Origin of the sequence: Streptomyces sp. NPDC050704, assembly GCF_040654355.1 — a bacterium.
In the GTDB taxonomy this organism is placed as follows: Bacteria; Actinomycetota; Actinomycetes; order Streptomycetales; family Streptomycetaceae; genus Streptomyces.
This window is the reverse complement of sequence record NZ_JBFAHW010000189.1, coordinates 1-12,660: the sequence shown is the minus strand read 5'-3', so window position 1 is coordinate 12,660 and position 12,660 is coordinate 1. Positions and strand designations below refer to the sequence as shown.

The window sequence follows — 12,660 nt, the reverse complement described above, 5'->3', positions numbered from 1 at the left end:
GGCCGCTGACCGCATTCCGCACCCGCCCGCTGGATCACGTCCGCTTCCCCTACGTCTACTTGTACGTCTACTTGGACGCGACCTACTGCAACGCGCGGGTGAACCATCAGATCGTCTCCCGGGCCGTCGTGGTCGCCACCGGCATCACCGAGAGGCCGGGGTGTGGGAAGAACTCCAGCGGGTGCTGCTCGACAGGTTGCGGGCGGCGGACCGTCTGGACTTCTCCCGTGCCACCATCGATGCCTCGCATGTGCAGGCCAAGCGGGGGCGAAGCAGCCCAAAAGTCGGTCCGAGCCCGGTTGACCGTGCACGGCCGGGCTCGAAGCATCACGTGCTGACCGACGCACGCGGCACTCCGCTGCGGGTCTCTCTGGCCGGCGGGCACCGCCACGATGTCACCCAGCTCCTGCCGCTGATCGACAGCCTCGGGCCGGTGCGGCAAGCGGGGCCGCCCTCGGCGCAAGCCCCGCACGTTATACGCCGACCGCGACTACGACTGCTACCGCCGCCGACTGCGCGAGCGAGGCATCACACCGAAGATCGCCCGACGCGGCCATCCGCACGGTTCGGGCCTGGGGAAGATCCGGTGGGTCGCCGAGTCCGCCATCGCCCGGCTCCACGGCCCCCGCCGTCTACGGACCCGCTGGGAAGCCTGAGACGACATGCATGACGCCTTGCTCCAACTCGCCCACTGCATGACCCTCGCCCGCAAGCACCCAGCATTCTGAAAGCACCCCCAGGAGGGTTGAGGTCGGCGGTCGCAGCTCTTCAGCAAGTCATCGTCATCTGCTACGGCGGCACCTGGGCCGCCCAGAGGATCAGCAACTCCGGCAGTGCCGACGGCGTCTACGGCCCCGAGACCCGGAACCGTATGCAGTGGCCTCACTGCTACGACCGTGGTGCGCTCCTGTACAGCTGCAGCAACCCGTCGACGTTCTGACCGAACTGGCTGGGGCGCATCCGATGACGTGACCCAGCCAGACGCGAGGGCCATCAGCGACTCATCGTCTACTGGCGGCCCTCGCGTGCGTTGTCTCCGCAGAACCTGCGTCGTCCGCGCACATCTATGACGTAGACACCGCAGCGGTGGGGTAGTCGGCAGGTCGAGTCTGCGCGCGGTGGTCCGGGCGGGATGTCAGCCGTGGTAGGTGATGTAGCCGTTGCCGTCGGCGTCGTTGGCGCGCTTGGTGTAGGAGTGGACATCGGCACGGTTGCCGGAGGGCTTGTACAGGTAGATGGTGTCCCTGTCGTTGTTCCATATGAAGTTGCAGTTCTGGCGGTAGGCGACGTTGCCGGCGTCGGAGTCGGTGCCGCGGCCGCCGCGGAGCTTCACATAGTCGCCGGGCTGGAGCTTGTGGCTGGCCGTGAAGGTGAACTTGTTGCCGGTGGCGTCTTTGACGACGTAGCCCTTGAGATTGACGGTCGCGGTGCGGGAGTAGTTCTTGATCGTCAGGTACTCGTTCTTGGTGTTGCCGCCGGAACATCTGTTGGAGTCGGTGCCCGGGGCGTCGTACTGAACGCCCTTGACCTTCAGCGCGGATGAGTATTCAGCGGCTTGGGCCGGGCCGGCGGCCAGCACGGCTATCGCGCCCAATGTGACTGTTGCGGCCAGCGTGTGACGTATACGCATGCGGAAATCCCCCACAGTGGTGTGAATGGAGCGCCTGGAGCATATCGAAGGTGTCCAACGCGTGTTCCCTTGGTGTGCAATTTGTGAAGAGCTCTGAAGAGGGCGCCGGGCCCTCCCCTCCGCCCGCCGAGGCGGTGTGAAAGCAGAGGTGCGGACTGGCTGTCGAGACCAGGCGGCCCAAGTGCACTGCTGCGCCCACCGGGGGAGCGGGATCATGCGCGGTTGGCTGCTCGGCGGCCGGGACATGGCACGGCCACCGCGGGACTCTCCAGGGAGGTGAAGACCAGGGGAGTACGCGATGGCCGTTGCTGTCAGTGTGCTCGGGACGACGTCAGGCCGCCGAGCGGTTCGCCGTGGTCAAGCGCCGCTTCCCGGCATCAGGGCCCGAGGCTCGGGTTCAGAGCAGCGCCGGGGCACCGGAGTCGTGGAGGGCTTGGCGCAGGGTGCCGAGTACGGAGTCGTTGTCCTCGATCATCCGGTCGATCGACTCGGCCTGGGGCCACTCGTCGATCCGGTCGAGGCCCCAGAACTGCGTGTCGGACAGCGAGCCGTTGCTGGCGCGCATCAACTGGACGTCCAGATAGGGATAGTCGCGGGCGTGGGCGCGCAGCCAGCCCTCCAGTCGGAGGTACTCGGCGATCTGCCGGTTGATCCGTTCGACGCGACGGGGCGTGCCGGGCGCGCCGGGCGCGGTGCTCCGGCGGTCGTCCGTCCGTATCTCGTCCAGCACCCGCCCGGAGCCGCCGTCGTCGCCGGGTGCGGGGATCTGCGCGAGAGCCGCCACGGTGGGGGCGATGTCGATGTTCTCGGCGTACGGGATGCTGCTGCCCCTCGCCACTCCGGGACCCGCGAAGACGAGCGGGGTGCGCCAGGAGTCCTCGGCCTGGACGGGGTGCCAGCCGAGCCGTGACTGGCCGTCGGAAAGCAGGACGAGGAGCGTGTCGTCGACCATGCCGAGTCGCTCCAGCCCATCTAGAAACGTACCCAGTAGCGCGTCGGCTGTGCGCACCACCGCGGGGTACGGAGATCCCTTGGCGTAGATGTCGCGCGCCCAGGGTTCGCCGGCCGGGGCGTTCGCGACCGCCTGGCCGGCCGTGTTGGTGTCCTGGAGCAGCAGCCGCATAAAGGTGAGGTCGTCGTGCTCGCGGAGCAGGCGCAGGCCGAGGCGTACGTTGTCCTCGTCGGTGTCCTCGCCGTTGAGGCGGGTGAAGTCGAAGCCGGGGTTGAGGGAGCGGTACGCCTCGCTGTTGGCGATATGCGCTGTGAACCCCTTGAAGCCGTGCTGGAGATAGCGCTGCTCCCGCGAGGGGCGGAGGAACAGCGAGCCCGCGAAGGTCGTCGGGTTGGGGAAGGACGTGGTGGACAGCGGCAGATAGCCGCCGATCGTGGGGTGCCAGGGCGAGATGACAAGGGCCTCCTGCACCTGGGTGCCCCGCTCCGCCAGGCGCTGGACGTTCGCCAGGCCGAGGCGCTGGGGTGCCTCGTGGTGCAGGCTGTCCAGGTGGAACAGCACCACGCGCCGCACGCCGCCGGAGGGCCGTACGGCGCGAGCGGCGGCCCGCGCCTCAGCCGCCTCGGCCGTCCCGCCGGCTGCCAGGACTCCCGTACTGCCGACCGCCCCGGCGCCGGCAAGCTTCAGCACACGCCGACGACTCGGCGCCGACGAGACCCGATCCGTACGCTCCGCACACATAACGTCCCTCACCCTTTCCTGACCGCACACGGCACTGTGCTGCGCCAGGCTGTCGGACACGGACGCTCTCTTGCGCATCCATAGCACGATTGACCGCCAGTAATACGCGGTGCATATCGTGGGCCGGGTGGAGCTGAGACATCTACGGGCGGCCGTAGCCGTCGCCGACCATCTGCATTTCGGCCGCGCGGCGGCCGAACTGGGCATCGCGCAGCCGCCGTTGAGCCAGGCCGTCAAGGCGCTGGAGCGCGAGCTGGGCGTCTCGCTGTTCGACCGGGACACCCGCCATGTGCGGCTGACCCCGGCCGGGGAGCTCTTCGTCGCCGACGCGCGCGGCGCGCTGGCCCTGGCGGCGCGGGCGGAGACCCGTGCGCGTTCCGCCGGGCGGGGCGACATCGGCGAACTCTCCATCGGCATGGTCGGGTCCGCCACGCTCCACCCGCTGCCCGCCGTCCTGCGCGCCTACCGCACCCGCTACCCGGACGTGGTCGTACGCTTCAGCGAACTCCCCACGGCCACCCAGATCGAGCGGCTGCGCGCACACACGCTCGACGTCGGCTTCGTCCGCCCGCCGCTCCCCTCACCCGCCGACGCGGAGTTCGCTCTCCTTCCGGTCTCCCGTGAACCGCTGCTCGTCGTACTGCCCAGCGACCACAAGCTGGCCGGCCAACAGCGCCTGCATATCCGCTCGTTGGTCGGCGAGCCCTTCGTACGCTTTCCCCGGAACCTGGGCGTGGGCCTCCACGACCAGATCACCGCCCTCTGCCGGCACGCGGGCGGTTTCGAGCCGAGAGTGGCGCAGGAGGCGATACAGATGCAGACGATCGTCGGCCTGGTGGCGGCCGGCTGCGGCGTCAGCATCGTCCCGGGCTCGGTCGGTGCCCTGACCGGCCTGGGCGCCGTATTCGCCGAACTGATCCCCACCACGTCACCGGTCGAACTCGCCCTGGCGGTCCCGCGCCACGGCCTCTCACCCGTCGCCGCGGAATTCGTGGCCGTCACACGAGACGTCACGCACGTCCCGAAGACCGGCTGAACACTCCAGCGCGGGCATGCGCGTCCGTCGAAAATCCAGCTCCATGGTGGCTGACCTGGAACTGCGACGAGCCAACCCAGGGCCTTGAGTGACTCCCGCAGGGCGGCGTCCATCACCGGCATCGGGCTTCGACCACCTCGGCTTCGTCGTCACTCTCGACTTGGCTTGAGCGGGGACCCCCTTCGCGTTGCCGCCTGCGGCCTGATCCGCAGGACGCTGGTCGGGCGAATGCGGCTCGCCCTGCCCCTGGTCGCCATCACCACCTTCGTCCTGCTCTTGCTGTTCACCGGCAGTGTTGTGCAACCGCTGCGTGCGCTGGTCCTCAACATGATCAGCCTGGGCAGCGGACTGGCCATCCTCATCGACGCCGTCGCCGTACGTGAAGAACTCGACGGGAGTCTGACCACTCGGGACCGCGCCTCGCTGCGTGCCCGCCTCCACCACGCCGGAGGCGGGCCACGCGAGTTGTTCAGGATGGGGGAGCAGGTTACTGAACAACCAGGTGGGCGCTGGAATCGGTGGTGCAGCGGGGCACCAACCGGTCGGCTCGGATCCGAGCACACTCCGGCGGTGCAGAAACTCCCCGCCGTACCGTTTCCGACCGACCGAAGGGCGATGACGTGAACCGTAACCGCATGGGCCGAATGACAGACGCCACCCTGGTGACCACCGCCGGTATGCGCCGACGGGCCGCGACGACCGCACTCACGCTGACCATGGCAGGCACACTCGGGTTCGGCCTGATGACGCCGGTGGCGTCTGCCGCCAACGGGCCCTGCTACGACGGGCGGTGCAAGACCACCGTATCGGCGCCCAAGACCATCAAGGTCGACAGCCGCAAGTTCGGGTTCGGGAAGCTGAAGATCACGAGCATCAGTTCCCGGTCCGTGAAGATGTCGGCCGCCGGCGGGAGCCTCAGCGGCTACACCAGCCCGGGCGGCACCCTCCAGTTCAACAACCTGAAGATCTGGGTGAAGTCGGTCTCCGGCAACAAGGCCAAGCTTCAGCTGTTCCCCACGCGGTACTGAGCCTGTTGTTGCACCCCGGCGCGTTCGCCTCGCGCCGGGGTTCGCCGTTGCCCCGACGGCAGACGTGGCCGCCCCTTGCGCTTCGAGATGTCGAGTAACGAAGCACGAGGCCCGAGTACTCGGATACTCGGATACTCGGACAAGGACGCAACTTCACGTCGAGTGGCTGTCCCGGTTTCGCTGGCGTGCCAAGCAGATCGGCCTCGGTACAGATCGGTCTCCGCGTCTCCGGGAACTGCGCATCACGCGACGGAGACGCCGGTCACCACCGGCCGATGACCGGCGCGTCGGGTTCGTGCTGCCGCCACATCTCGGTGAGGCGGGCGAGCCGTTCCGCGGCGGCGAAGCCGTGCAGCGCCGCCACCTTGCCGTCGCTGATCTCGAACGCCGCGGCGCCCACGATCCGGTCCTCGAGCACGGCGAGCACGGCGGGCCAGCCGTTGACCTGCCCGATGTGGAACGTGGGCGAGCCGCCGGCCAGGCGCCGCTTCGCGGGAGTGGGTTTGAAGGCGGTCCGCATCACGGCGGCGACGCGCTCGGGAGTCTCGTAGCGCCACAGCGTCCTGGAGAGGCCCGCGCCGTCGGAGATCGCCGTCGCGTCGTCGGTGAGGAGCGCCACCAGACGCTCGGTACGACCCGAGGACGCGGCGGCGAGGAACTCCTCGAGGACCTTGCGCGCGGTCGCCGGGTCGACCTCGTCACCGCCGCGGCGCGCGGCCGCGACCCGGCGCCGGGCCCGGTGGACGTGCTGCTGGCTCGCGGACTCCGAGATGTCGAGGATCCCGGCGATCTCGGAGTGGGGATAGGAGAACGCCTCGCGCAGGACGTAGACGGCCCGTTCGACCGGTGTGAGCCGCTCCATCAGGGTCAGGACGGCGAGCGACACCGATTCGCGCTGCTCGAAGGTGTCGGCCGGGTCGAGCATCGGGTCGCCGTCGAGAAGCGGCTCGGGCATCCAGGCGCCGGCCGCCCGTTCGCGGCGTACCGCTGCCGAGCGGAGCCGGTCCAGGCACAGGTTGGTGACGACCTTGGTCAGCCACGCCTCCGGCACCTCGATCCGCTCCCGGTCGGCGGCGTGCCAGCGCAGGTACGCGTCCTGCACGATGTCCTCGGCGTCGACCGCCGAGCCGAGCAGACGGTACGCCAGCGAGGCCAGCCGTGCCCGGCCGGCCTCGAAGCGATCAGCGACGGTGCTCTCCATACAGACGACCTTATGCGGCGGCATTCTCGGGCGCGGTGGTAACGGCCGTGGTGCCGGCAGGCGTTGTGGTGACGGCCAGGCGGCGCCTGCGCTTCGGCATGCCGAAGGTCGGGTGCGAGGTGGCCCACAGGCTGCCCCAGAGGACGCCCGCCTTGAACCGCGCGGCCTTCCGGCCGCCCACGAACCAGGACTTCGCCCGTACGTCGCCATCGACCATCTGAAGGATCGCGTCGTGCTGCCCGAGGCTGATGTGGTTGCCGATGTAGGTCTTCTTGACACTCGGAACCCGGCGTCCGGTCAGCCGTCCCACGATCGCGTCCGTCGCCTGCATGTTGGTATAGCCCGCCGAGGCGCAGGACATCGGCAGCGGCCGGCCGTTGTCGCCGATCGCGTAGGCGCTGTCGCCCGCGGCGTAGACGTCCGGATGCGAGACCGAGCGCATGGTGTCGTCGACGACGATCCGGCCGTCCTCGGTGACCTCGAGACCGGCGGCGGCCGCGATGGGGCCGACGGCGAACCCGGCCGTCCACACGGTCGCGTCGGCCGGGAACAAGGTGCCGTCCGCGCCGACCGCGTACGTCGCCTCGACGGCCTCGATGCTGGTGTGCTCGTGGACGGTGATGCCCAGCCGGTCGAAGGCCTCGCGCAGGTGGAGCCGGGCCCCCGGGGAGAGCCAGGCTCCCAGCTCACCACGGGCGGCGAGCGCCACGGAAAGACCGGGGCGCGACTCGGCGAACTCGGTGGCGGTCTCAATGCCGGTCAGGCCCTCACCGACGACGAGCACGGTGCCGGCTCCGCCCAGACTGTCGAGGCGGTCGCGCAGCCGCAGCGCCGACGGCCGTCCCGCCACGTCGAAGGCGTGCTCGGCCACACCAGGGACACCGTGCTCGGCGACCCGGCTGCCGAGCGTGTACAGCAGCGTGTCGTACCCGAGCTCGCCGACACCGTCCTCGCCGGTCACGGCGACGGTCCTGCGCTCCGGGTCCACCGCGGTGACGCGGGCCACGCGCAGCCGTGCCCCGGTGCCGGCGAACACGTCGGTGAGCCGCCGGGTAGCCAGTTCCCGGCCCGCCGCGAACTGGTGGTTGCGCATCCGCTCGACGAAGACCGGCTCGGCGTTGACGACGGTGATCTCGGTGTCGGCGGGCGAGAGCCGACGGGCCAGGCTCCCGGCGGCGAAGGCCCCGGCGTAACCGGCGCCGAGGACGAGGATGCGGTGCTTCATGGTGTGGCTCCTGTCTGAATCGCTTTCCCCTTGAGCGGGACAGCGCGGCGATTCCTGACAGGAGCCGGGTGTGAGGTGGGTCACTCGACCGGTGCGGAACATCCGAACCAGATTCCGACCTGCGCAAACACCGAAAATCCGGTCCGTCCCGCACCGCGCCTGAGCCGGGCGATCAACCGTAGCTGCCACGAGATCGCCGGAGGTCAAAGAGCAACATGGGGTGGTGCGCCAGAGCGGCGAGCCGGATCCCACCGTCTGCCAGCGGCAGTGCGCGAGCCAGCCACACGACGAGTCCCGCCGGGAATCTGGCGTCAAGCCGGTGTTCGCAGGTCAACGTCCTGCCCGTTGTAGACCGCGTAGGCCCTCGACAGGACTTCTTCCTCGGTGCCCACGACAGCGTCCTGGTCCTCGGACCGCGGGCCCGGCTCGTCCGCGATTGCCGTCACAGGCTCAGCAGCAGGTCCCGGACCGCGGCGGGCCGGGACAGGAAGGGGTGGTGGCCGGCGTCGAGTTCGACGACGTTGCCGGCCCGGCGGGCGAACTCGCGCTGCAGGTGCGGCGGGGTGCCACGGTCCTGGGCGCAGACGAGGTACGTCGAGGGCACCTGCTGCCATGCGGCCGCCTTGACCGGCTGCCCGGTCACCTGCACGCTCTGCCGGGCGAGGTGGTCCACCGCCTGCGCCTGGACCTCGGGGTCGCAGTCCTGCAGGAACGTGTCCACGAGCAGGTCGGGGCGGACCCCGAACGTGCCGGCGTCGGGGTCGACGTCGAGGAACGGGGCGGGGCTGCCGTCCCCGAACTCGGACAAGCTCTGGCCGACCTCGGGGAGGTAACTGGAGACCAACAGGAGGTGGCGTACCGACCCGATTCCCGCGGCGGCTTCCGCCGCGATGATGCCGCCGTAGCTGTGGGCCACCACGACGGTCGGTTCGGCGCCGGTCTGCAGCACCTGCCGCACCGCGACCACGTCCTCGGACAGTCCCGGACCGCCGACGCCGCCGGGACGTCCCGTCTCGCCGCAGCTCGGCAGGGCCGGGGCCACGCTCGGCACCCCTCGCTTCCGCAGCAGTTCGGCGGTGCGGTGCCACCACCACGACCCGTCCCGCACGCACGCCCCATGTACGAACACGACCCTCATCGGTGCCTCCACGGCTGCCTTGACTGCCTTTCGATCAACGGTAGACGTAGCTGCTGTTACGTGAAAAAGTCGGGGCGTGGGCAGACGACCGCAACCGCACATCAAGGAGAGGCTGCTCGACGCCTGCGCCGATCACGCCCTCGCGCACGGTCTCCCCGACCGGCTCGAGCCGCTGGCCACCGCCACCGGCACCTCGGCCCGCATGCTGATCTATCACTTCGGCACCCGCGACGCCCTGCTGCGAGCCGTCCTCGGGCACGCGCGGCAACGCCAGCTCGACACGTTCGGTGACCTCCTGCGGGCGCGGCCCGACGAGCCCTACACGGCCACCCTGGATCGCGCCTGGACTTCCATCACCGGCCCGGACGGGCGGCCGTACCTGCGGATGTTCGGTCAGCTGCGCGAGAGTGCGGAGCAGCGGTTGTGGCCCAACTTCCGGCGCACCGCGACGACCGACTGGCTCGGGCCGCTGGAGGACGGCCTGCGCAGCATCGGCCGGCCGGATCTCGCGACGCTCGTTCTCGCTGTTATCCGTGGTCTCCTCATGGACCTCGACGCCACCGGCGACACCACCCGCACCGACCGGGCCTTCCGCGATTTCCTCGGCGCGGTCGAGCAACTGTCCAGCGGCGACCACTCAACCGCTTACCGCTCCCACGAGCGCGCCGGCGGCAGCACGACCAGCACCGACACGGCGGAGCCGGACTTCGAGCCAGTGTCCAGGCCCGTCCCCACGCCCCCTCCGCGGCTGCGGTAGGAGCGTCTTCGCCGGGACGACCGGGACCGCCGGGCAGCACGGGTGCCGGTGTACTGCCGTTCGCGAAGGCGGCGGCCGCAGGTTCCCGGAAGACCACCACACCGCGCTGCCGGTGCGCACCGCCTACGCTCTGCAGGGATCTCTCGGTCTGCAGCGCGCCCGGGTGTGGAGCCTCGCGCTGCGCGCCGACGCTCTCTGGCCGCGGCCAAGGCCACTCGGCAGCTCACCCTCGACACCGGTGACGACCAGCCCCTCGCGATCGAAACCGTCGTCGACTGCGTCCGTGTGCTTCGGGTACGGCGTGCTCTATCCCGCAACTCTCGCGGTCGGAGCCAGCAGGCCTTGCATCCTAAAGATTCATCTCATTTGGTGAGTCTGCGGTAACAGCAGATGAGGGTGAAGGCGATGCTGGCGGCCCAATCGTGTGGAGGACTCGCTGCCCCTGCGGACGATGCGGTGCCGGATGCCGCGACTGCGTAACCATCGGCGCAGGTGGTCATATGGCTCAGCCCGAAGAGGCGCCACCTGTGTCATGCGTACCTGGCCAGGTCCTGCGCGGGTCGGACTTCTGGATCGCAGTCGGCGGCGTCGCCGTAGCCTCAATGCCCGGGGTCTGCCCGCGTTTACCGGACCGGAGGCTGCCCGAACCTGACGACGGAGAAGTCAGGAGGCGGTCGTGTCGGCGGCACGGGTGTCGTGGGCCTTGCGGAGGGACAGGACCTCGTCCACGTGCTTCTCGGCCCAGGTGTTGATCGGCTCCATGACGGGCCGCAGGGAGTGGCCGAGCGGGGTCAGTTCGTACTCCACGCGGGGCGGGACCTCGGCGAAGACCGTCCGGGTGAGCAGGCCGTCGCGTTCCATCCCCCGCAGGGTGTGGGTGAGCACCTTGGGTGTCACGTGATGAAGCAGGTCGCGCAGTTCGCTGAACCGCTTGGGTCCGTCGCCCAGGTTCAGCACGATCAGCACCGACCATTTGTCACCGATGCGGTCGAGCACCAGCCGGGGCGGGCAGCAGATGCCCGAGTCGTTGGCAGCAGCCTTCATATCCGAAGGGTACTTAAGGATCGTTGAAGTAACCAGTACCCCATGGATATCTTCCCGGTGACGTCGAACTCTGCGTCACGCATATCTTCTTCGTGAGGGAAGGTCGGAATGACAACTCCACAGTCGGAAATGCCTGGTACCAACCGTCGCCTCTTCCTGGCGGCAGCGGCCGTCGCGGCTCCCGTCGCGCTGGCGCTGACCGCGGGGGCGACCCCCGCGGCCGCCTCGGCCCCGGCCGCCGCAGCTGACGATCTGCCGGACTTCGCCCCGGTTCCCGCGTCGGCCCTCGGCCCCGCGCTGAACAGTCAGGGCTACTACGTCGGACGGGTCAAGAAGAATCTGTACTGGGTCACGGACGGTAACTACCAGGCCGCGTTCCTGACGACCCGTGACGGCGTCGTCCTGTTCGACGCCCCGCCGACCATCGGACACAACCTCCAGCGCGCCGTCGACGAAGTCGCCGCCGCCAACGGCGTGAGCAACAAGGTCACTCACCTGGTCCACTCCCACCACCACTCGGACCACATCGGCGCTTCCTCGCTGTTCGGGAAGAACGTCGTGCGGGTCGGGCACGAGGAGAACCGCAGGCTCCTGCGGCGCGACAACGACTCCGCCAAGCCTGCGCCCGACGTCACGTTCAAGGACCGCTACACCCTGCACGTGGGCGGGGAGCGGGTCAAACTGACCTGGCACGGCCCCAACCACTCCCCGGACAACATCTTCATCCAGTTCCCCGACCACGACGCCCTGATGCTCGTGGACATCGTAATTCCCGGCTGGGCAACCTTCGGCAACCTCAACTTCAGCGAGGACGTGCCCGCATACGTCAAGGCCCACGACACGGCCCTGGCCTATCCCTGGAAGCACCTCATCGCCGGGCACATGGGACGACTTGGCAACCGGGCTGACGTCACCGTGCACCAGGCGTTCATCGCCGACCTCACCGAGTCCATCAAGCAGGCTTTGGGCACCGTCGACATAGCCCCCTACGCCGCCCGCTACGGGGACAACATCTGGGCCATGGTCAAGGTCTGGCTGGATGAGGTGTGCCGCACGGCGGCAGCTCCCGTCGCCGCCAAGTACACCGGTGTCCTCGCCGCCGCCGACGTCTTCGTCATGACCAACACCTTCTCGCTAATGGAATCCCTCCGCATAGACTTCGGATACGGCAGCCAGATCCACCCCTGACGGCCGGAGCCGAGGCCGGTCACGCGAGCCGGTTGCGTCTTGAGCAGCCAGGCCCTTCACCGGCTGGCATTCCGGGCTCTTCAGCTGACCGCACAGCTCAACGAACTCGGCCGGGCCGCCGAGGAAGTCCGCATCACCGGCAAGACACTGCTGGAACTGCCCGACCCTCAACCGTCCGCGGCGCCGGCACCGAAACTGCGGGACCATCCGGCTACCAGCAGATCATGGCCGTGTTCCCCGCGGCCGACCATCCGCTGCGGGCGCGGCGGGTCTGGGAGGCGATGGACCTGACGGTCGTGCCCAACAACATCAACAACATCCGCTTGAAGCTCAAGCGGCCGACCGACCGCGGGATCCTGGCCGAGGCTGCGCAGGGCTTGTTCACCCAGCCCCGGCGGTAGCGGTCCGACGCAGCCGCGACCTGCCCGCTCACCCCGGCCGAAACGAAGAATCGGGCATCAAGTCTCATACGTCCCTCTGATGTGCGCCGACGAGGGCGGACCAGGCGCGCTGGTCGGGCGGAGCGAGCCAGATAGTTGACTCATCAACAATGATGCGCAATGGTTGAAGCGTCAACGAACGCGCACCAAGTGTCTACGCGTTCCACGCACTGGAGGAGATCCCGTGAGCGAGTCCCCGAAGACCGGCCTGAACGCCCTGCTGACCCCCGAGGAGAGCGTCCTGCTGCTGATCGACCACCAGCCGTTCCAGTTCGCCAAC

At 69.1% G+C, this 12,660-nt stretch carries 12 protein-coding genes and 3 pseudogenes; 9 read left to right on the top strand and 6 right to left on the bottom strand.

Annotated elements, in window-relative coordinates; all coding sequences use genetic code 11:
* Positions 1-146: pseudogene (locus AB0I18_RS49395) on the top strand (transposase); the annotation flags it as partial.
* A gap of 2 nt (positions 147-148) precedes the next feature.
* Positions 149-728: pseudogene (locus tag AB0I18_RS49390) on the top strand (IS5 family transposase); the annotation flags it as partial.
* A gap of 407 nt (positions 729-1,135) precedes the next feature.
* Here AB0I18_RS49390 and AB0I18_RS49385 read toward each other — a convergent pair.
* Together AB0I18_RS49385 and AB0I18_RS49380 are read right to left on the bottom strand one after the other, a co-directional pair.
* Complete coding sequence (locus AB0I18_RS49385) at positions 1,136-1,630, bottom strand: lamin tail domain-containing protein (RefSeq protein ID WP_363112415.1); 495 nt, start codon at positions 1,628-1,630, stop codon at positions 1,136-1,138.
* Between the two features lie 397 nt (positions 1,631-2,027).
* Positions 2,028-3,272, bottom strand: coding sequence for a sulfatase-like hydrolase/transferase (locus tag AB0I18_RS49380; RefSeq protein ID WP_363112414.1), 1,245 nt, complete (start codon positions 3,270-3,272; stop codon positions 2,028-2,030).
* Between the two features lie 178 nt (positions 3,273-3,450).
* Between AB0I18_RS49380 and AB0I18_RS49375 the strand changes: the two genes are divergently transcribed.
* The 3 genes from AB0I18_RS49375 (at position 3,451) to AB0I18_RS49365 (ending at position 5,387) form a co-directional block, all read left to right on the top strand.
* Positions 3,451-4,359 carry a LysR family transcriptional regulator gene (locus AB0I18_RS49375; protein ID WP_363112413.1) on the top strand — a complete coding sequence of 303 codons (909 nt, stop codon included), beginning with the start codon at positions 3,451-3,453 and terminating at the stop codon, positions 4,357-4,359.
* A 165-nt stretch (positions 4,360-4,524) separates the two neighbouring features.
* Positions 4,525-4,983, top strand: a complete 459-nt coding sequence (locus AB0I18_RS49370; RefSeq protein WP_363112412.1) for a hypothetical protein — start codon at positions 4,525-4,527, stop codon at positions 4,981-4,983.
* 11 nt (positions 4,984-4,994) lie between these two features.
* A complete protein-coding gene (locus tag AB0I18_RS49365; protein ID WP_363112411.1) occupies positions 4,995-5,387 on the top strand; it encodes a hypothetical protein in 393 nt (130 codons plus the stop codon).
* 262 nt (positions 5,388-5,649) lie between these two features.
* Here AB0I18_RS49365 and AB0I18_RS49360 read toward each other — a convergent pair whose 3' ends face one another.
* The 3 genes from AB0I18_RS49360 to AB0I18_RS49350 all read right to left on the bottom strand — a co-directional run bounded on the left by AB0I18_RS49360 (position 5,650) and on the right by AB0I18_RS49350 (position 8,951).
* Positions 5,650-6,588: a sigma-70 family RNA polymerase sigma factor gene (locus AB0I18_RS49360; protein ID WP_363112410.1), complete on the bottom strand. Its 939-nt coding sequence runs from the start codon at positions 6,586-6,588 to the stop codon at positions 5,650-5,652.
* Positions 6,589-6,598: 10 nt separating this feature from the next.
* Positions 6,599-7,813 carry an FAD-dependent oxidoreductase gene (locus AB0I18_RS49355; RefSeq protein WP_363112409.1) on the bottom strand — a complete coding sequence of 405 codons (1,215 nt, stop codon included), beginning with the start codon at positions 7,811-7,813 and terminating at the stop codon, positions 6,599-6,601.
* A 442-nt stretch (positions 7,814-8,255) separates the two neighbouring features.
* Positions 8,256-8,951 carry an alpha/beta hydrolase gene (locus tag AB0I18_RS49350; protein ID WP_363112408.1) on the bottom strand — a complete coding sequence of 232 codons (696 nt, stop codon included), beginning with the start codon at positions 8,949-8,951 and terminating at the stop codon, positions 8,256-8,258.
* Between the two features lie 76 nt (positions 8,952-9,027).
* On the opposite strand from AB0I18_RS49350, the gene AB0I18_RS49345 reads away from it, so the two are divergent.
* Entirely contained in the window at positions 9,028-9,708 is a 681-nt protein-coding gene (locus AB0I18_RS49345) for a TetR/AcrR family transcriptional regulator (protein WP_363112407.1), read from the top strand.
* 663 nt (positions 9,709-10,371) lie between these two features.
* Here AB0I18_RS49345 and AB0I18_RS49340 read toward each other — a convergent pair.
* A complete protein-coding gene (locus AB0I18_RS49340; RefSeq protein WP_363112406.1) occupies positions 10,372-10,752 on the bottom strand; it encodes a helix-turn-helix domain-containing protein in 381 nt (126 codons plus the stop codon).
* Between the two features lie 129 nt (positions 10,753-10,881).
* Between AB0I18_RS49340 and AB0I18_RS49335 the strand changes: the two genes are divergently transcribed.
* The 3 genes and pseudogenes from AB0I18_RS49335 to AB0I18_RS49325 form a co-directional block, all read left to right on the top strand.
* A complete protein-coding gene (locus AB0I18_RS49335; RefSeq protein ID WP_363112405.1) occupies positions 10,882-11,940 on the top strand; it encodes an MBL fold metallo-hydrolase in 1,059 nt (352 codons plus the stop codon).
* A 224-nt stretch (positions 11,941-12,164) separates the two neighbouring features.
* Positions 12,165-12,341: a hypothetical protein gene (locus tag AB0I18_RS49330; RefSeq protein WP_363112404.1), complete on the top strand. Its 177-nt coding sequence runs from the start codon at positions 12,165-12,167 to the stop codon at positions 12,339-12,341.
* 223 nt (positions 12,342-12,564) lie between these two features.
* Positions 12,565-12,660, top strand: a pseudogene (locus AB0I18_RS49325) (hydrolase); the annotation flags it as partial.